We start from the raw sequence: 19,852 nt of genomic DNA on the forward strand, positions 1-19,852 counted from the left end.
GTCCGGACGGTCTTCGCCGGGTCGGGATCTAGACGGCGGGCTGGAGCGGGGCCTCCCACCGCACGGTGGTCCCGCCGCCGTCCTCGCCGATGCCCGGACCGTACGAACTCGAGCCGCCAAGCGACTCGGCCCGTCGGCGCAGGTTCCGCAGCCCACTGCGGCGGCCTCCCTCGGGGATGCCCACCCCGTCGTCGGCGACCTCCAGCCGGACCCCGGGCCGGCCGTCGGCGAGCGTGACGGTGGAGTCGAGGACCACTTCGATCCTGGTTGCCTCGGCATGACGGAAGGCGTTGGACAGGGCCTCGCGCAGCGCGGCGATCAGGTTCTTGCCCACCAGCTCGCCGACGACCGCGTCGATCGGGCCGAGGAAACGGTGCGCGGGCTTGAAGCCCAGGGGCACGGCAGCCATGTTGATCTCCCTCAGCACCCGGGTGCGCAGCCCGGACGGGGCCTCCGCCGGACCCTGCTGCAGGGCGAAGATCGCGGTACGGATCTCCTGGATCGTCACGTCCAGTTCGTCCACGGCCTTGCCCACGCCGTCGCGCACCTCGGGGACGATGGACCGGCGCTGGGCGCCCTCCAGCATCAGTCCGGTGGCGAAGAGCCGCTGGATGACCAGGTCGTGCAGGTCGCGGGCGATCCGGTCGCGGTCCTCGAACACCGCCAGCCGCTCGCGGTCGCGCTGTGCCTCGGCCATCATCAGGGCGAGCGCCGCCTGCGAGGCGAACTGTGTGGCCAGAGTCCGCTCGGCCTCGGTGAAGGGGCGGCCGCCGCGGGCCCGTGGGGTCACCAGGGCTCCCAGCACCCGACCGCCGCTCTGCAGCGGCAGCATCATGCAGGGGCCGTACTGGCTGGTGAGCCTGCTGATCGTGCGGGGGTCGGAGGCGGCGTCGTCCACGAAGACCGGCTCGCCCTCCAGCAGTCTGTCCACCACCGGGCTCTCGGCCGGGATCACCACCCCGAGCGAGGTGGCCGGGTTCTCGGCGGAGACGGCGACGATCTCCATCCCGCCCTCCTCGGCGGGCAGCATGACGATCCCTGCCGCGGAGTCGGCCAGCCGGCGGGCCTGTTCGGCGACCACCGCGAGGGCGTCATCGGCGTCCCCGCCGGACAGGAGGGCGGTGGTCACGGCCACCGAACCGTCGATCCACCGCTCGCGCTGGGTGGCGGCCTCGTACAGCCGGGCGTTGCCGATGGCGATGCCCGCCTCGGTGGCCAGAACCCGGACCATGTGGAGGTCGTAGTCGTTGAACTCGCCGCCGTCGTTCTTCTCGGTGAGGTAGAGATTGCCGAAGATCTCGCCCTGCACCCGGATCGGCACCCCGAGGAAGGTCCTCATCGGCGGGTGGTGCGGCGGGAATCCCGCCGAGCGCGGGTCCTGCGTCAGATCGGCGAGCCGCACCGTGTCCGAGTGCGAGATCAGGGCCCCGAGCAGGCCCCGCTTCCCGTCGGGACGGTGTCCGATCCTCCGTGCCTGAGCGGGGCTGATGCCGTGGGTGACGAAGTCCGAGAGGCCGCGGCCCTCCGTGTCGACGACGCCGATCGCCGCGTAGCGGGCGTCCGCGAGTTCGGCCGCGGTTTCGCAGATGCGGTCCAGTGTGGAGTGCAGCTCCAGCCCGGTCCCGACCGACCTCATGGCCTCCAGCAGTTGCGGTACGCGGGCCGTGAGCTCGGTGGACAGGCCGTGCAGACTCCTGGTGGCCTGGGTGGCGGCCACCAGCGGGTCCTGCGCCGCGGTCGCTCCCTGCGTCGCCGGAGTGCCAGGAGTCTCCCGGGTTCCCAAGGTTTCCGGGCTTCCCAGGCATCCCGGGCTTCCCGGGCTTCCCGGGCTTCCCGGGCTTCCCTGCGATGGATCCGACGGATCCGACGGATCCGACGGGGGATCCGGCGATTCCTGCGGCTGCTGCACTGACATGGTCCTGAGACTAGTTAGTCCCGATTAGCGGGGAAAGTTGGCCAAAGTCCCGTCCGTTGCCCTTTCGCGCTCCAGCAGCCGCCGCAGCGGCCCTTCGGCGACGGCCAGCTCCGCGTACGGGCCGCGCTGCACGACCGCACCGCCGTCCAGCACGAGCACCTCGTCGACCGCCTCCAGGCCGGCCAGCCGGTGTGTGATCAGCACGGTGGTCCGGCCCTCGGTCGCGGCCAGCAGATCCGCCGTCAGGGCGTCCGCCGTGGCCAGGTCCAGGTGCTCGGCCGGCTCGTCCAGAACCAGTACGGGGAAGTCCGCGAGCAACGCCCGGGCCAGGGCCAGCCGCTGGCGCTGACCGCCCGAGATCCGCTCCCCGTGCTCGCCGACCAGCGTGTCCAACCCCTCCGGAAGTCCGTCGGCCCATTCCAGCAGCCGGGCCGCGGCCAGTGCCTCCCGCAGCTGCTCCTCGCTCGCCCCGGTCCGGGCCAGGCGCAGGTTCTCCCGTACCGAGCTGTCGAAGATGTGCGCGTCCTGGGCGCACAGGCCCACGAGGGCCCGTACGTCGTCGCCGTCGAGCGTGCGCGCGTCTTTTCCGCCCAGGCTGTAGGTGCCTGCGGCCGGATCCAGAAATCGGAGGAGGACCTGGGCCAGGGTGGTCTTGCCGGAGCCCGAGGGACCGACGACGGCGATGCGCCGGCCGGCCTCCAGGGTGAGGTCCAGATCGCGCACCGCGGCACGTTCCTGCCCGGGGTGGCGGGCGGTGAGCCCCGTCAGACGCAGCGGGAACGGCGAGGCGGGGGCCGCGGCGGCCTGCTCCGGCTCCATGACCGGGACCGGCGCGTCGATGACCTCGTAGACCCGCTCGGCGCTACGGCGCACCCGCTGGCGGTACTGGACGGCGAGCGGAAGCCCGTTCACCGCCTCGAAGGCGGCCAACGGTGTCAGGACCGCGACGGCCATGGCCACCCCGGACAGCCGTCCGTCGTACACGGCGTTCGCGGCGACGGCCGCGGCGGCCACGACGGTGAGTCCGCACACCAGGGCGGAGAGGCCGCTGCCCAGCCCGGCCGCGGCCGAGCCCCGTGCGGCGATACGCGTCAGCAGGCCGTCGCTCTCCCGCGCCCGGCCCTTGCGGTCCTCCAGCGCGCCGGCCACGGTCAGCTCCGCGGTCCCGGTGAGCAGATCGGCCACCCGGGTGGCGAGTTCGCCCCGGGCGGGCGCGAGCCTTCGCTCCGCACGGCGGGCGCAGGCCCCGCTGACCAACGGCACCGCGATACCGGCGGCGAGCAGTCCGACGGCGAGCACGGCTCCGGCCTCGGGCAGCAGCCAGGTGGTGAAGGCGACCGAGCCGGTTCCGACGAGCACGGCCGTGCCGACGGGCAGCAGCCAGCGCAGCCAGTAGTCCTGCAATGCGTCGGCGTCGGCCACCAGCCGGGCCAGCAGGTCACCGCGCCGGTGCTCGCGCAGCCCGGCGGGCGCGATGCGCTCCAGTCGGCGGTACACGGAGACCCGCAGGTCGGCGAGCATCCGCAGCACGGCGTCGTGCGAGACGAGCCGCTCCGCGTACCGGAAGACGGCGCGGCCCATTCCGAAGGCCCGGGTGGCCGTGACGGCAACCATCAGGTAGAGCACGGGCGGCTGTTCCGAGGCCCGCGAGATCAGCCAGCCCGATACGGCCATCAGGCCGACGCTGCATCCGACGGCCAGCGCGCCGAGCAACAGACCGAGCCTGAAGCGTCCTTGCCATGCCTTCGCGACGGCTCGCACCCGGCGCAGCGGATCACCGGCCGCCACCGAGCCGGCGCCCTTCCCGCGACGGGGCCGTGCCTGTTCGGGAGCGGCACCGAGGATCCACTCCCCGGCGTCCCGGCCACGGTCGTCGGGGGACCGGAGCCCGGCGCCGACGGGGGAGGCGACGCGGCGGGGGAGCAGCCGCTCCGCCGACGGTCCCTCGGGGGCGCAACCCGCCTCGATCACCGCCACCCGGTCCGCGACCGCGAGCAGCGCCGGCCGGTGCACGACCAGCAGCACGGTCCGTCCCGCGGAAAGCCGGCGGACCGCGTCCACGATCCCCGCCTCGGTCCCGCCGTCCAGCGCCGCCGTCGGCTCGTCCAGGAGCAGCACCGGCCGGTCCGCGAGGAACGCGCGCGCCAGGGCCAGGCGCTGCCTCTGTCCGGCGGACAGTCCCACACCACCCTCGCCCAGCGGGGTCTGCACCCCGTGCGGCAGCGCGGTCACGAACTCCCAGGCCCCGGCGTCCTTCAACGCCTCGGTCACCTGCGTGTCCGAGGCGCCCCTACGGGCCAGCCGTACGTTCTCGACGATCGTCCCGGCGAACAGGTGCGGCCGCTGCGGCACCCACGCGATCTGCTCCCGCCAGTGCTCCGGCGACAGCTCTGCCAGGTCCACGCCCGCGACCCGGACCCGTCCTGCGGTCGGTGTCACGAACCCCAGCAGCACCTGGAGCAGCGTGGACTTACCCGCTCCGCTCGGGCCGGTGAGGGCCACGCACTCCCCCGGTCCGACCGTCAGCGAGACCGGCCGGGGCGATTCCTCTCCCCGGCCCTCGTAGCGGACGGCGATGCTTTCGATCTCGATGCGCAGGGGAGCGCCGACCGGCAGCTCGGCCGTGCCGGCCGGCCTCGTGGCGGGGGTCTCCAGAACCTCGAAGATCTCCTCGGCGGCCGCCAGTCCTTCGGCGGCGGCGTGGTACTGGGCGCCCACCTGCCGCAGCGGCAAGTACGCCTCGGGCGCCAGGATCAGGATGACCAGGCCCGTGTAGAGGTCCAGTTCGCCGTGGACCAGCCGCATGCCGATGGTCACGGCCACCAGTGCCACCGACAGGGTCGCCAGCAGTTCCAGCGCGAAGGACGAGAGGAAGGCGATGCGCAGGGTCCGCATCGTCGCGCGCCGGTAGTCGTCGGTGATCTTGCGGATCGATTCGGCCTGCGCCTTGGCCCGGCCGAAGACCTTCAGGGTGGGAAGCCCGGCCACCACGTCGAGGAAGTGACCCGACAGCCGCGAGAGCAGCCGCCACTGGCGGTCCATCCGGGACTGGGTGGCCATGCCGATGAGGATCATGAACACGGGGATCAGGGGCAGCGTCACCACGATGATGGCCGCCGACACCCAGTCCTCGGTGACGATACGGGCGAGCACCGCCACCGGCACGACCACCGCGAGCCCCAGCTGGGGCAGGTAGCGGGAGAAGTAGTCGTCGAGGGCGTCCACACCGCGGGTGGCCAGTGAGACCAGCGATCCGGTCCGCTGCCCGGTGAGCCATCCGGGCCCGAGCTCGGCGGCCCGGTCCAGCAGCCTGCCCCGCAGCTCCGACTTGACCGCGGCGCCCGCCCGGTGCGCGGCCAGTTCCGTCAGCCAGGCGATCAGCCCGCGTCCGAGCGCCACCGCCGCGAGCAGCAGCAGTGGCGTACGGAGCTCCCCGGCGTCGAGCCCCCGCTCGAAGGCGCCGACCACGATCTCGGCGATGAGCATGGCCTGACCGACGACCAGTCCCGCCCCGGCAAGACCCAGGGCCACCACAGCCCCCAGGAAGAGGCGGGTGGAACGGGCGTACCGGAGCAGGCGCGGGTCGATCGGTTTCACGTGAAACATCCCCTCGGGGAGGTCAGCCGGACAGGCAGGTCATACGTCGCGGGGACTCAGTGCACATCGACGATGTGCTGCGTCCCGATCCGCTTGCGGAACACCCAGTACGTCCAGCCCTGGTAGAGCAGCACGAGCGGGGTGGCCACGGCCGCACACCAGGTCATGATCTTCAGGGTGTACGCGCTCGACGACGCGTTGGTGACCGTGAGGTTCCAGGCGGGGTCCAGCGAAGACGGCATGACGTTCGGGAAAAGCGTGAGGAACAGCATCGCGACGGCCGCCGCGATGGTGACCCCGGACAGTGCGAACGACCAGCCTTCGCGGCCCATCTGGTTGAAGGCGAGTGCCCCGACCAGCGCCAGCACCGCGACGATCATCGCGATCAGGCTCGTTCCGTCCCCGCGTGACACCTGCGTCCAGATCAGGAAGACCAGGGCCAGTACGGCAGTGACGGCGCCCAGCCGGGTCGCCAGCCTGCGCGAGCGGTCCCGGATGTCACCGACGGTCTTGAGCGAGGCGAAGACCGTGCCGTGGAAGGTGAACAGGGTGAGCGTGACCAGTCCGCCGAGGACCGAGTAGACGTTCAGCAGGTCGAAGAAGGTGCCGACGTACTCCATGTCCGCGTCGATCTTGACCCCGCGCACGATGTTGGCGAAGGCCACGCCCCACAGGAACGCGGGGATCAACGAGGTCCAGAAGATCGCGTGTTCCCAGTTGGTCTGCCACCTGTCCTCGGGGCGCTTGTGCCGGTACTCGAAGGCGACGCCACGGATGATGAGGCAGATCAGGATGAGCAGCAGCGGCAGGTAGAAGCCTGAGAAGAGGGTGGCGTACCAGTCGGGGAAGGCGGCGAAGGTGGCCCCGCCCGCGGTGAGCAGCCAGACCTCGTTGCCGTCCCACACGGGCCCGATCGTGTTGATCAGAACCCGCTTCTCCGTGCGGTCGCGGGCGAGCAGCTTGGTCAGGACGCCGACTCCGAAGTCGAAACCCTCCAGGAAGAAGTAGCCGGTCCACAGGACGGCGATGAGTACGAACCAGACATCGTGGAGTTGCATGGTGTGCGCTCCTCGGCCTCAGTACGAGAAGGCCATCGGCCGGTCGGGGTTCTTGTCGTCCCCACCGATCTTGGTGGGCGGGTTGAGATCTGCCTCGGTGAGTTCGGGCGGTCCGGCCTTGACGTACTTGACCATGAGCCGGACCTCGATCACGGCCAGCACCGCGTACAGGAGCGTGAAGCCGATCATCGAGGTGAGCACCTCGGCCTGGGAGACGTGCGGTGAGACCGCATCCCTGGTGCGCAGGACCCCGTAGACCACCCAGGGCTGGCGGCCCATCTCGGTGAAGATCCAGCCCCAGGAGTTGGCCATGAGCGGGAAGCCCATGGTCCAGAGCGCGACGATCCAGTAGAGGTTGGCGAACTTCGGGCTCAGCGGCTTCTTGAAGAGCACCAGGTGCGGGACCTCGTCCTCACCGGTCCGCAGCCCGGCCGGCAGCAGGAAGCGCTTGCGGGTCAGCCACAGACCCAGTGCTCCGATGCCGAGGGAGGCCATGCCGAAGCCGATCATCCAGCGGAAGCCCCAGTAGGCGACGGCGATGTTGGGCCGGTAGTCGCCGGGACCGAACTTCTCCTGCTGGGCCTTGTTGACGTCGTTGATGCCCGGGACGAAGGAGGTGAAGTCGTCGTTGGCCAGGAAGGACAGCAGGCCGGGGATCTCTATCGCGACCTTGTTGTGGCCCTTGTCGACGTCCCCGTAGGCGAAGACGGAGAAAGGCGCGGGCGCCTCGCCGTCCCACAGCGCCTCCGCGGCGGCCATCTTCATGGGCTGCTGCTTGTACATCACCTTGCCGAGCAGGTCGCCGCTGATCGCCGTGCCCATACCGGCGATGATCATGACGATCAGGCCCAGGCGCAGCGAGCTCCGCATCACGGGGACGTGCTTCTTGCGCGCCAGGTGATAGGCGGATATCCCGGCCATGAACGCGCCGCCGACCAGGAAGGCAGCCGTGATGGTGTGGAAGAACTGGGTGAGCGCGGTGTTCTGGGTCAGCACGAGCCAGAAGTCGGTGAGCTCGGCCCGGCCCCGCTCCTCGTCGATGCGGTATCCGACGGGATGCTGCATCCAGGAATTGGCCGCCAGGATGAAATAGGCGGACAGGACGGTGCCCATGGACACCATCCAGATGCAGGCCAGGTGGATCTTCTTCGGCAGTTTGTCCCAGCCGAAGATCCACAGACCGATGAAGGTCGACTCGAAGAAGAAGGCGATCAGCGCTTCGAAGGCGAGGGGGGCTCCGAAGACGTCCCCGACGAATCGCGAGTAGTCGGACCAGTTCATGCCGAACTGGAACTCCTGGACGATGCCGGTGACGACACCCATCGCGATATTGATCAAGAAAAGCTTTCCCCAGAATTTCGTGGCCCTGAGGTACCTCTCCTTCTCGGTGCGCACCCATGCGGTCTGCAGGCCGGCCGTGAGCGCGGCGAGGGAGATCGTCAGGGGTACGAAGAGGAAGTGATAGACGGTGGTGATGCCGAACTGCCATCGCGCCAGAGTCTCCGGCGCCAAAGCTAGGTCCACGTCCTCGTCTCCTTCGCGTCGCCGTGGTCACGCGGCACTCTGCCTGGTGTGCCCCACCCAATACGGGAGCAAGTAGGACACGCTTGTGAACGCGTTCACATTCACAAGCATTATGTCGCACCACTCTCGGCCACCTTCGGGCGGGGTACCCCTCTAGCCAATCGATTCAACAGATTGTTGAATCAGGCTCATGCAGATTCGAATCTCCTGGCCTGCGGGCCAGCTCACCGCAACCCTCGACGAGACCCCGACCAGCAAGGCGCTGGCCGAGGCCCTTCCGATCTCCGCCTCCGCGAATACGTGGGGCGAGGAGGTCTACTTCGACACGGGCGTCTCCGTCGCCCTGGAGGACGACGCCCGGCAGGTCGTCGAGCCCGGCACGGTCGCGTTCTGGACCGAGGGCGACGCCCTCGCACTGCCCTACGGCCCCACGCCGATCTCGCGCGGAGGCGAGAGCCGCCTCGCGAGCCCGTGCAACGTGCTCGGCTCGTTCGACGGCGACCCCCGCCTGCTCTCCACCGTCCGCGACGGCGATCCCGTCCGCGTGGAACTCGCCTGAGCGAGCCCCGGCACCCCTAGAGCCCCTTGAAGAACGCCTCGGCCGTGTGCAGGAAGAGGTCGTTCGCCTCGGTTTCACCGATCGTGACCCGCAGGCCCTCGCCCGCGAAGGGCCGGACCACCACACCGGCCTTGTCGCAGGCCTCCGCGAACTCGACGGTCCGCTCCCCCAGCCGCAGCCACACGAAGTTCGCCTGCGTGTCCGGGACGGTCCAGCCCTGCGCGACCAGCGTCTCGTGGACCCGGGTGCGCTCGCTCACCAGCGCCCCGACACGGCCCATCAGCTCGTCCTCGGCGCGCAGCGAGGCCACCGCCGCGTCCTGTGCCAGCTGGCTGACGCCGAAGGGCACGGCCGTCTTGCGCAGCGCCGCCGCCACCGGCTCGTGCGCCACCGCGAAGCCGACCCGCAGGCCGGCGAGCCCGTACGCCTTGGAGAACGTACGCAGCACGGCGACGTTGGGGCGGTCGCGGTAGAGCTCGATGCCGTCCGGCACGTCCGCATCGCGCACGAACTCGCGGTACGCCTCGTCCAGGACGACCAGGATGTCCGAGGGCACCCGGTCCAGGAAGCGCTCCAGCTCGGCGCGGCGCACGGCCGTGCCGGTGGGGTTGTTCGGGTTGCAGACGAAAATCAGCCGGGTCCGGTCGGTGATCGCCGCGGCCATCGCGTCCAGGTCGTGCACATCGCCGTCGGTCAGCGGGACCTGCACCGAGGTCGCACCCGAGATCTGCGTGAGGATCGGGTACGCCTCGAAGGACCGCCAGGCGTAGATCACCTCGTCGCCCGGGCCCGCCGCCGACTGGATCAGCGACTGGGCCACACCGACCGAGCCGGTGCCCGTGGCGATGTGCTCGACCGGCACGCCGAAGCGCTCGGCGAGCTCGTTCACCAGGCCGGTGCAGGCCATGTCGGGGTACCGGTTGAAGTTCCCGGCCGCCGCGACGGCGGTCTCCAGCACGCCCGAGAGCGGCGGGTACGGGTTCTCGTTCGAGGACAGCTTGTACGCGACAGGCCCTCCCGCGGCAGCCGGCTTGCCGGGCTTGTATGTCGGAATGCCGTCCAGCTCGGCGCGCAGCTTCGGGCTCTTCTCGCTCACCGCAGGTCCTCCTCGACCGTCCCGTACGACGTCGCCGTCGACTCAATACTGCTCACCTTATGAGGATTCCGCCGTTCCGAGAATGGGGGCGCCAGGAATACGGGGGAGCGCGCGCATATATGCGCGCGCCGGTGGCCTGCGCCGTGGCGCGCATCCCTCGTGCAGGTGAGTTGAGACCGGCCCGAGATCGCATCGTTTTGGCATGCCCGGACCCGACGACAAGCCCCACACTCACCCTGAGCGACCAAATGCCTTCGTTTCCAAGGTCATTGGGGGTGGCGAACCATGCAGAAACGTGCCTGTCAACGGGTGCATATGCACCCGGACCACCCTCCCCACCGAGCCCTACTATCGGCTCGCCATGACAGCAGCAGGGAAGCATCAGGTGAGCCGGACCGAGACCACCCGGCGGGCCGCCGGCCGACAGGGCCGGGCCGGCATCAGGGACGTGGCCGCCGCGGCGGGCGTCTCCATCACAACCGTCTCCGACGCGCTCAATGGCAAGGGACGGCTGCCCGACGCCACCCGCCGCCACGTTCGCGAGGTCGCCGACCGGCTGGGCTACCGCCCGTCGGCCGCCGCCCGCACCCTCCGTACCGGCAAGTCCGGCCTCATCGGCCTGACCGTGACGACGTACGGGGATGAACCTTTCACCTTCACCGAATTCGCCTACTTCGCCGAGATGGCCAGGGCCGCGACCTCGGCCGCGCTCGCCCGCGGCTACGCCCTCGTCATCCTCCCCGCCACCTCCCGCCACGACGTGTGGTCCAACGTCGCCCTCGACGGCACCGTCGTCATCGACCCCTCCGACCACGATCCCGTCGTCACCGAACTGGTCCGCCAAGGTCTGCCCGTGGTCTCCGACGGCCGCCCCGCAGGCTCCCTCCCCGTCACCGCCTGGGTCGACAACGACCACGAGGCCGCCGTACTCGGCCTGCTCGACCACCTCGCCGCCGCCGGAGCCCGCCGGATCGGGCTGCTGACCGGCACCACCACCGACACCTACACCCGGCTCTCCACCACCGCCTACCTCAACTGGTGCGAGCGCGTCGGCCAGGACCCCGTCTACGAGTCCTACCCCGCGCACGACCCGTGCGCGGGCGCCGTCGCCGCCGACCGGCTCCTCGCCCGTCCCGACCGGCCCGACGCGGTCTACGGGCTGTTCGACCCCAACGGCACCGACCTGCTGGCCGCCGCCCGGCGCTACGGCCTGCGCGTCCCCGAGGACCTGCTGCTCGTGTGCTGCAGCGAGTCCACCGTCTACGCCAACACCGAACCGCCCATCACCACCCTGTCCCTCAAACCGCGCCGCATCGGCACCGCCGTCGTACAGCTCCTCATCGACGCCATCGAGGGAGTGAACACCGGGCGACCCGTCGAACAGGTCGTCCCGACCGAACTCATCATCCGTACCTCGTCGCAGCGCAGGCAGCCCCGCACGACCGTCAGTCCGCCCCGGTCCCCGGCACAGGACTGACCGACAGACCGTCCGGTCGGCCTGCCGAGAGGCCGACCGGGGACCGTCCGACCACCGACCGACCACCGATCAAGGACCGGCCGACGATTTCTGCAACACCGATATCGGTAGAAAGCGGTAGGAACGATCGGCTCCGCACAGGATTCACCACCCCTGGTGCGTCACAGAGCGCGAGCCGCATTCCTATGATGGGCGCACGACATCACGGACCCTCCTCCCCGGAGGTCAGGAGGGTCCGCAGGTGTACGGCAGCGCGACGGTGGTGGAGGGGTCGATGACTCAGGGGGCCGGTCAGGGACCCGCGATGCGGACGGACACGCTGCGGGACTTCCGGGTTCCAGTCACCGAACCCGCCGCGTACGCCGCTGCCACCGGGCTGCCCGGCGAGACCCCGGTGTACGGCGAGTACCCGGCGTACTACGAGGACGGCAGGGCGACCGTGCCCCAGCAGCCGGGCTACCCGCCGCACCCGGCCGCGCCGCAGGTGCCCGCGCACCACGTGCCCGCGCCGCAGCCTCCTGCGCCGCCGGCTCCCGCGCAGCAGCCTCCTGCGGCGCACCCGGCCGCGCCGCCGGCCCCGTACGCGGACACACGTGTCCCGGACGCGCGTATCCCGGACGCTCGTGTCCCGGACGCGCGTCCCGCCGTGCGCCACGACGTCGAGCCCGTGCACGCGACGTCCCAGGAACCGGACGAGGACGGCGACCCCGAGGGCTACACCCCGACCTACCGGGACCTTCCCGTGATCGGCCGCGGCGGCCCCGGCGACACCGTCCAGGTCCAGTACGTGCCCCAGGAGCACGACCAGGACCAGGCCGCCGGTCCCGGCCCCCTCTACGTCGTCGGCGACGTCCACGGCTACCTCGACGAGCTCGTCACCGAGCTCCACGCCCAGGGTCTGATCGACACCGAGCGCCGCTGGTCCGCCGGCAACGCCCGGCTCTGGTTCCTCGGCGACTTCACCGACCGCGGCCCCGACGGCATCGGCGTCATCGACCTCGTCATGCGGCTGTCCGCCGAGGCCGCCGCCGCCGGCGGCTACTGCAAGGCCCTGATGGGCAACCACGAGCTGTTGCTCATCGGCGCCAAGCGGTTCGGCGACACCCCCGTCGTCTCCGGCGCCGGCACCGCCACCTTCCAGGCCGCCTGGCTCCTCAACGGCGGCCAGCGCACCGACATGGAGCGCCTGCAGGACGTCCACCTGCAGTGGATGTCCCGTCTGGACGCGGCCGTCCTGGAGGAGGGCCACCTGCTGCTGCACTCCGACACCACGGCCTACCTCGACTACGGCGACTCCATCGAGGACGTCAACGACACCATCCACGAGCTGCTCAACCGCGGCGACGCCGACATCACCTGGGACCTCTTCCGCAAGTTCACCAAGCGGTTCGCCTTCCGCGACGAGGGAACGGGCCCGGCGGCCGTACGCGAACTCCTCGACACCTACGGCGGCAGCCGCGTCGTGCACGGGCACAGCCCCATCCCGTACCTGCTCGGCGAAGTGGGCACCGAGGACGGCGACGAGTCGCGCGGCCCCGAGGCCGTGGACGGTCCGCACGTGTACGCGGAAGGGCTCGCCATCGCGATGGACGGCGGCGTGACGATGGCAGGAAAACTGCTTGTCGTACAACTGCCCCTGAGCGACTGAGAGCTTACGGAGCGGGGTATTTCCGGAAAGCCCCTGTCACGGCGTGGCGTGGGCGCTCTACCATCGCTCTATCCGTAGCAGGCTCTCCTCCGTTTGTGCCGGCGCCCGGGTCTACGCGGGCAAACCGGCTTCTACGGAGCATCGGGGGATGCACATGACCAGCGCTCCGCACCTGCTGACCGAAGACCGACCGGAGTTCGATCGGCTCGTCGACGAGGCCCTGCGCGCCGCGCACGAGCGGCCCGAACTCGCCACGCTCGGCGAACGGCTGAACGCCGAACAGCTGCGCACCATGGCCCAGGGCGCCAGCGCCCTGCTGGCGGCCGCGGCAGCCGCCGAGTACGGCCACTACGTGAAGGTCCGGGGGGAACGGCGCGACGAGGCCCTGACGGCGCCCGGCACGACGGGCGACGAGGACGACGGACAGGGCAGCGGCGGTGGCGCGGGCGTCAGCGCCGTGGTCGCGGTCCTCGCGCCGGTCCTGGCGGGCACCGCGATGCTGATCTTCCTGCTCGTGGGTTACATCCTGAAGATGATCGAGCCCGAACCTGCCTTCGCGGAAACGATGCTGACGGCAGGTTGGCTCTTCGGCGGCCTCACCGCGGTGGCCCTGCTCTTCGCCGTGATCGGGCTGCTGGTGACGGCCGTCCGCAACAGCGCGACCGAGGTGGGGGCGGACGAGACCGAGGCGGTGCCGGACGAGGTCGCACGGGCCCGCGAGGCCTGGCGGCACGCGCTGCTGGAACGCGGCATCATGCCGTTCCTGCGGGACGCGCTGGCCGATCCGAGCGCGGGGCCGGGCTTCCCCACCCCCCGCACGCCGGCGGCCGGCCGCATCCCCAACCTGGGATACAGCCGGCCGGACTTCACCAGTCCGGGATCCCCCTCGGAGGGACCCCGGCCCGGCTACACACCTCCGGACTTCACGAGCCCGGACTTCGGCGGCCCGGAACACCAGCCGGACTGAGGTCCGGCCGGCGCTCCGGGCCCGCCTGGGTCCACTGGCGGGTCACCCGGCCGGGTGCTCGCGGCGGAACTTGTCGCTCTTGGGCATGCTGGGCTCCGCCGCCGATTGCCCGGCGGGCGCGTTCTCGACGGACCTGTTCGTCGGCGGAGCGGTCAGGGGGCCGGGGATGATCTCGACCCACGGGTGTGGGTCCACCGGCATCACCGTCCCGCAGTTCAGTGACGGCGTGGGGTTGCTGACGGTGCAGAAGGTCTCGAAGACCCGCCCATCGTGAGTCGACACCTCGATGTTGGCCCCGTTGGAGTGCTCGTCCACGGCGATTCCGCACGCCAATCCGGTCGGGTAGCCCGGGTTCCGCGCGGCGATGGTCAGGTTGTGCCAGTCGAAGTTCGTCGCCGAAGACCCGGGTCCGGCGATCCCGCGGATTCCGACGTACGCGACCCCGTTGATCATCACTGCCTTGACCTCACGGGAGGCGCTGGGCTTGTAGTTGGCGATGGCGTTGCACAGCGGGGTCGCACCCGTAGCACCGGTCGCGCCCGTAGCACCGGTCGTACCGGTAGCGCCCGTAGCACCCGTAGCACCCGTAGCACCGTCCACGCCGTCGACACCGGTCGCACCGGTCGCGCCCGCGGCCCCGTCCACACCATCGACACCGGTCGCACCGGTCGCGCCCGCGGCCCCGTCCACACCATCGACACCCGTGGCACCCGTCGCGCCCGTCGCGCCCGTCGCGCCCGCGGCCCCGTCCACACCATCGACACCCGTGGCACCCGTCGCACCCGTCGCGCCCGTCGCGCCCGCGGCCCCGTCCACACCATCGACACCCGTGGCACCCGTCGCACCCGTCGCGCCCGTCGCGCCCGCGGCCCCGTCCACACCATCGACACCCGTGGCACCCGTCGCACCCGTCGCGCCCGTCGCGCCCGCGGCCCCGTCCACACCATCGACACCGGTCGCACCCGTCGCACCCGTCGCGCCCGTCGCGCCCGCGGCCCCGTCCACACCATCGACACCCGTGGCACCCGTCGCACCCGTCGCGCCCGTCGCGCCCGTCGCGCCCGCGGCCCCGTCCACACCATCGACACCCGTGGCACCCGTCGCACCCGTCGCACCCGTCGCGCCGGTCGCGCCGGTCGCGCCGTCAGCCCCGGGCGCACCCTGCGGACCTCGTGGACCTGTCGGACCCGTCGGACCCGGCTTGCCGGGGCACTCGTCGCCGCCCCCAGCGCGGGGGCCTGCCTCGGAGTTCTCTCTCGGATCGCGCTTGGGCTTCTTGTGCGGATCGCAGTGGTCCCCGCCGCCCGTGGGATTCGCCACGCGGGCGGCCTTGGCCGCCTGGAGGGTCTGACCCGTGGCGAGCACGGGACTGGAGATTCCCGCCAATACCAGGGCAAGTGATGCGAGGGTGCCACCCTTCACCCAGCTGCTCCGCCTGGGCAGCGGGCCCAGTGTTGACCTGGTCCTCTTCTCGGGGCTCATGTACGCCGCTCCTTCTCGAAACCGGATCGAACGATCTGCGAGGGACCTTTCAGTCCGTCCCGGTCATCGTGGGGATCGCGGTCGCGAGCAGGGAGGCGCCTCGCAGATAAGTCAACTAATCGGACTAGCTGTGCACCCCCAACCGCGGCTTACGGCCGGGGGCGGACTGCCGGCCGGCCCCGAACGCCAGGGGCCGGGAGCACCCCAACCTGGGATACGCCCGGCCCGATGTGATGAACCCGGACTACTTCTGGTTCAGCGCCCGGCGGTCCTTGAGGACGTCGAGCTTGCCCTTGAACCTGTCGAGCGGTGGCGGCGGGCCGTCCGACCCGGGCGTCGGGGTGGTCAGCTCGTCCCAGTCATCGTCACAGTCGAGGACGAACCCGACGTTGGGATCCGTGTCCTGTTCCACGTCGCAGAGGATCTCCCAGACTTCGCCCCCACTGGTCAGCGTCTGGACCGAGACGCCCCCCGCTGCGTTGCTCTGGGCGGCGATGGAGATCGCGCACGCACCGTCCGGGAAATCGGTCTCGGTGTCCGTCAGGTCGTACCAGAGGAAGTCCGACGGGTTCGGCTGAAGGTTCCGGATACCGGCGTACGCGACGTTGTTGCTGAGGACGGCCTTGAGGTCGTTGGCATTGCTGGGCCGGTAGGCGTCGACGTCACTGCACTCGCCGGGCGTACCCGTAGCACCGGTGGCACCCGTGGCACCCGTGGCACCCGTAGCGCCGGTGGCACCAGTCGCACCCGTGGCACCGTCAGCACCAGTACCCGTCGCGCCCGTGGCACCCGTAGCGCCGGTGGCACCTGTCGCACCCGTGGCACCGTCGGCCCCGGGCTCACCCTGCGGGCCCCGCGGGCCCGTCGGACCGGTCGGACCCGGCTTCGGGCAGTCGTCGCCGCCACCGCGGGGGCCTGCCGCTCTCGGATCGTAGTCGTGGTCGCCGTGACCGTTCCCTTGCTGCTTGCACTTGTCCCCGCCGCCCGTGAGGCTCGCCACACGGGCGGCGTTGGCCGCCTGGACGGTCTGACCCGTGGCGAACACGGGACTGGAGATTCCCGCCAATACCAGGGCAAGTGATGCGAGGGTGCCACCCTTCACCCAGCTGCTCCGCCTGGGCAGCGGGCCCAGTGTTGACCTGGTCCTGTTCTCGGGGCTCATGTACGCCGCTCCTTCTCGATACCGGATCGAACGATCTGCGATGGAACGTGTCGGTCCATCCCGGTCATCGTGGGGATCGCGGTCGCGAGCGGCGGGACGCATCGCAGATAAGTCAACTTATCGGACCAATGAAGCGCCCCCAATGGCGGTTCGAGCTTCCTTGCACGGCATTACACGGATACCTAACGTCGACTCAAGGTCATTTTCATCACTACTGTGGATGGGATCCTTGAAACCAACGGTCTGTCTGAACATGATCGTCAAAAATGAGGCTCCGGTGATCCGGCGCTGTCTCGAATCGGTACGCCCGCTGATCGATACCTGGGTGATCGTGGACACGGGCTCGACGGACGGCACCCAGGAGATCATCCGGGAATTCCTCGGCGATCTGCCCGGCGTGCTGCACGAGCGGCCGTGGCGGGGATTCGGCGCCAGCCGCACCGAGGCGATCGAGCTCGCCCGCACTCACGCGGACTACCTGCTGTTCCTCGACGCCGATGACCTGATGGAGGTACAGCCCGGCTTCCGCATGCCGGAGCTCACCCTGGACGCGTACCGCCTCGCGGTGCACCACCGCCCCGTCGTCCACTGGCGTCCCGCCCTGGTCTCCACCCGCCTGCCCTGGACCTACGTGGGCGTGCTCCACGAGTACCTGCACTGCGAAGCCGGGTACAGCAGCGAGGTCCTCGAAGGCGCCAGCATCCTCATCGTCGGCGGCGGGGCGCGCGGCCGGGAGGGGAGCGAGCAGGAGAAGTACCGGCGCGACGCGGAGATCCTCGAACAGGGTCTGCTCGACGAGCCGGACAACGCCCGCTACGCGTTCTACCTGGCCCAGAGCTGGCGCGACGCGGGAGAAGCGGAGAAGTCCCTCGCCGCCTACGACCTGAGGGCGGGCATGGGCGGTTTCGCCGAGGAGGCCTACTGCGCGCAGCTCTACGCGGCCCGGCTGGCGGCGCGCCTCGAACGGCCGGCGGCCGAGGTCATGGACCGCTACCTCCGCGCGCACGAGAGCCGCCCCACGCGGGCCGAAGCGCTCGGCGACCTCGCCCGCGTGTGCCGCGTCGAGAGCCGCTGGCCACTGGCGTACGTGTTCGCCCGGCAGGCGGTGCGGATCCCGCGTCCCGACGACATCCTCTTCGTCGAGCCCGACTGGTACGCGTGGCGCGCGCTCGACGAGCTGGCCGTGGCCGCGTACTGGACCGGCGCCTACCAGGAGTCGCTGGAATGCAGCGAGCGCCTCCTCCAGGAGGGCAGGCTCCCCGAGGACCAGCACGCCCGCATCCGCGGCAACCTCGACTTCGCCCGCCGCAAGCTGGACCCGCAGTACCAGGTGGTCGCCTGACGGCGAGGGCCCGCGACTCCCCCCATAGGGTCGCGGGTCCTCACCATCGGCGGTTGCGTCAGTCGGCCAGCGGCAGGTAGACGCGGTTGCCCGAGGCCGCGAACTCGGCGGACTTCTCCGCCATGCCGGCCTGGATCTCGTCCGCCTTCAGGTCGCCGCCGTGCTCACGGCGGATGTCCTGCGAGATCTTCATCGAACAGAACTTCGGACCGCACATGGAGCAGAAGTGCGCGGTCTTGGCCGGCTCGGCCGGGAGGGTCTCGTCGTGGAACTCGCGGGCCGTGTCCGGGTCGAGGGCCAGGTTGAACTGGTCCTCCCAGCGGAACTCGAACCGCGCGTCCGACAGGGCGTCGTCCCACTCCTGGGCGCCCGGGTGCCCCTTGGCCAGGTCCGCGGCGTGCGCCGCGATCTTGTAGGTGATGACGCCGGTCTTGACGTCGTCACGGTTGGGCAGGCCCAGGTGCTCCTTGGGCGTGACGTAGCAGAGCATCGCGGTGCCCCACCAGGCGATCATCGCGGCGCCGATGCCCGAGGTGATGTGGTCGTAGGCGGGCGCGACGTCCGTGGTCAGCGGGCCGAGCGTGTAGAACGGCGCCTCCTCGCAGATCTCCTGCTGGAGGTCGATGTTCTCCTTGATCTTGTGCATCGGGACATGGCCCGGGCCCTCGATCATCGTCTGGACGTTGTGGCGCTTGGCGATGGTGTTCAGCTCGCCCAGCGTCTTCAGCTCGGCGAACTGGGCCGCGTCGTTGGCGTCCGCGATCGAGCCGGGGCGCAGTCCGTCACCGAGGGAGTACGTGACGTCGTACGTCGCGAGGATGTCGCAGAGCTCCTCGAAGTTCGTGTAGAGGAAGTTCTCCTTGTGGTGCGCCAGGCACCACGCGGCCATGATCGAGCCACCGCGCGAGACGATGCCGGTCTTGCGGCGGGCGGTCAGCGGCACGTACGGCAGCAGCACGCCGGCGTGGACCGTCATGTAGTCGACGCCCTGCTCGGCCTGCTCGATGACCGTGTCCTTGTAGATCTCCCAGGTCAGGTCCTCGGCGCGGCCGTCGACCTTCTCGAGCGCCTGGTAGAGCGGCACGGTGCCGATCGGGACGGGAGAGTTGCGCAGCACCCACTCGCGCGTGGTGTGGATGTTGCGGCCGGTGGAGAGGTCCATGACCGTGTCGGCGCCCCACTTGGTCGCCCAGGTCATCTTGTCGACCTCCTCCTCGATGGAGGAGGTGACCGCGGAGTTGCCGATGTTGGCGTTGACCTTCACCAGGAACCGCTTGCCGATGATCATCGGCTCGATCTCGGGGTGGTTCACGTTCGCCGGAAGCACGGCGCGACCTGCGGCGATCTCCTCGCGGACGACCTCGGGGGAGACGTTCTCGCGGATCGCGACGTACTCCATCTCCGGGGTGATCTCACCGCGGCGGGCGTACGCGAGCTGCGTGACGGCGGCGCCGCCACGGCCGCGGCGGGGCTGCCGAGGGCGGCCCGGGAAGACCGCGTCGAGGTTCTTGAGGCCACCGCGCGGCGAGGTGTGCTTGATGCCGTCGTCCTCGGGGCGCGCGGGGCGGCCCGCATACTCCTCGGTGTCACCGCGGCTGATGATCCAGTTCTCGCGCAGCGGCGCGAGGCCGCGGCGGACGTCGGTCTCGATCTGCGGGTCGGTGTACGGGCCGGACGTGTCGTAGAGCGTCACGTCCTTGCCGTTGGTGAGGTGGACCTGGCGGACCGGCACCCGGAGGTCGGGCCGGGAGCCCGCCAGGTATCCCTTGTGCCAGCCGGGCTGGCGCTCGGTCTGGCCGTCGGCGTCCTGGCTGACGGCAGGCGTGCGTGCGTCCTGAATGGTCATGAGACCTGATCTCCCTACGCCGGCATTACCCGGTAACAGGTTCGGCGGTCGACGCAGCCTCTTCCCGTACGCATCCGTGATGCTCGTACGGTGATCAGCGTCCTCTCAGCCCGGTGCTCCGAGCTCCCGCGTTGTGCAAAGGTGCCCCCACGCTAGCGTCATCCATGGCGTGCTGAACA

The 19,852-nt window shown here is 70.5% G+C and carries 13 protein-coding genes and 1 riboswitch; of the genes, 5 read left to right on the plus strand and 8 right to left on the minus strand.

All coding sequences use genetic code 11. The features are described from left to right. Positions 1-28: 28 nt before the first annotated feature. The 4 genes from OG753_RS21605 to OG753_RS21620 form a co-directional block, all read right to left on the minus strand. On the minus strand, positions 29-1,720 hold the full coding sequence (locus tag OG753_RS21605; protein WP_327266858.1) for a GAF domain-containing protein: 1,692 nt from the start codon (positions 1,718-1,720) through the stop codon (positions 29-31). A 219-nt stretch (positions 1,721-1,939) separates the two neighbouring features. After that, positions 1,940-5,512 carry a thiol reductant ABC exporter subunit CydD gene (gene cydD / locus OG753_RS21610; protein ID WP_405789721.1) on the minus strand — a complete coding sequence of 1,191 codons (3,573 nt, stop codon included), beginning with the start codon at positions 5,510-5,512 and terminating at the stop codon, positions 1,940-1,942. Between the two features lie 56 nt (positions 5,513-5,568). After that, the gene (gene cydB / locus OG753_RS21615; protein WP_327263339.1) at positions 5,569-6,570 is read right to left on the minus strand and encodes a cytochrome d ubiquinol oxidase subunit II; all 1,002 of its coding nucleotides are present in this window, start codon (positions 6,568-6,570) and stop codon (positions 5,569-5,571) included. Positions 6,571-6,588: 18 nt separating this feature from the next. Beyond that, positions 6,589-8,094 (minus strand): cytochrome ubiquinol oxidase subunit I, encoded by a 1,506-nt coding sequence (locus OG753_RS21620; RefSeq protein WP_405789723.1) that lies wholly within the window; start codon positions 8,092-8,094, stop codon positions 6,589-6,591. A gap of 190 nt (positions 8,095-8,284) precedes the next feature. Here OG753_RS21620 and OG753_RS21625 point away from each other — a divergent pair, with 190 nt between their 5' ends. Beyond that, a complete protein-coding gene (locus OG753_RS21625) occupies positions 8,285-8,653 on the plus strand; it encodes a cyclophilin-like fold protein (RefSeq protein WP_046777616.1) in 369 nt (122 codons plus the stop codon). 16 nt (positions 8,654-8,669) lie between these two features. Here OG753_RS21625 and hisC read toward each other — a convergent pair whose 3' ends face one another. Continuing rightward, on the minus strand, positions 8,670-9,749 hold the full coding sequence (hisC, locus tag OG753_RS21630) for a histidinol-phosphate transaminase (protein WP_327263341.1): 1,080 nt from the start codon (positions 9,747-9,749) through the stop codon (positions 8,670-8,672). 361 nt (positions 9,750-10,110) lie between these two features. Between hisC and OG753_RS21635 the strand changes: the two genes are divergently transcribed. From OG753_RS21635 to OG753_RS21645, 3 genes are all read left to right on the plus strand, one after another. Next, on the plus strand, positions 10,111-11,226 hold the full coding sequence (locus OG753_RS21635) for a LacI family DNA-binding transcriptional regulator (protein WP_052870581.1): 1,116 nt from the start codon (positions 10,111-10,113) through the stop codon (positions 11,224-11,226). 274 nt (positions 11,227-11,500) lie between these two features. Next, positions 11,501-12,874, plus strand: coding sequence for a metallophosphoesterase (locus tag OG753_RS21640; RefSeq protein WP_405792757.1), 1,374 nt, complete (start codon positions 11,501-11,503; stop codon positions 12,872-12,874). Between the two features lie 148 nt (positions 12,875-13,022). Next, complete coding sequence (locus OG753_RS21645; RefSeq protein WP_383195059.1) at positions 13,023-13,841, plus strand: hypothetical protein; 819 nt, start codon at positions 13,023-13,025, stop codon at positions 13,839-13,841. A gap of 42 nt (positions 13,842-13,883) precedes the next feature. On the opposite strand, the gene OG753_RS21650 is transcribed toward OG753_RS21645, so the two are convergent. Both OG753_RS21650 and OG753_RS21655 read right to left on the minus strand, forming a co-directional pair. After that, positions 13,884-15,323, minus strand: coding sequence for a collagen-like protein (locus tag OG753_RS21650; RefSeq protein WP_405789726.1), 1,440 nt, complete (start codon positions 15,321-15,323; stop codon positions 13,884-13,886). 244 nt (positions 15,324-15,567) lie between these two features. After that, positions 15,568-16,485, minus strand: a complete 918-nt coding sequence (locus OG753_RS21655; RefSeq protein WP_405789728.1) for a hypothetical protein — start codon at positions 16,483-16,485, stop codon at positions 15,568-15,570. Between the two features lie 253 nt (positions 16,486-16,738). Here OG753_RS21655 and OG753_RS21660 point away from each other — a divergent pair, with 253 nt between their 5' ends. Then, positions 16,739-17,827 carry a glycosyltransferase gene (locus OG753_RS21660; RefSeq protein WP_327263345.1) on the plus strand — a complete coding sequence of 363 codons (1,089 nt, stop codon included), beginning with the start codon at positions 16,739-16,741 and terminating at the stop codon, positions 17,825-17,827. Positions 17,828-17,885: 58 nt separating this feature from the next. On the opposite strand, the gene thiC is transcribed toward OG753_RS21660, so the two are convergent. After that, positions 17,886-19,673 carry a phosphomethylpyrimidine synthase ThiC gene (thiC, locus tag OG753_RS21665; protein WP_405789729.1) on the minus strand — a complete coding sequence of 596 codons (1,788 nt, stop codon included), beginning with the start codon at positions 19,671-19,673 and terminating at the stop codon, positions 17,886-17,888. Beyond that, positions 19,668-19,813: riboswitch (TPP riboswitch) on the minus strand. Its footprint overlaps the gene before it by 6 nt. Positions 19,814-19,852 lie beyond the last annotated feature (39 nt).

The sequence above is a fragment of the Streptomyces sp. NBC_00029 genome, from assembly GCF_045160505.1.
In the GTDB taxonomy this organism is placed as follows: Bacteria; Actinomycetota; Actinomycetes; order Streptomycetales; family Streptomycetaceae; genus Streptomyces.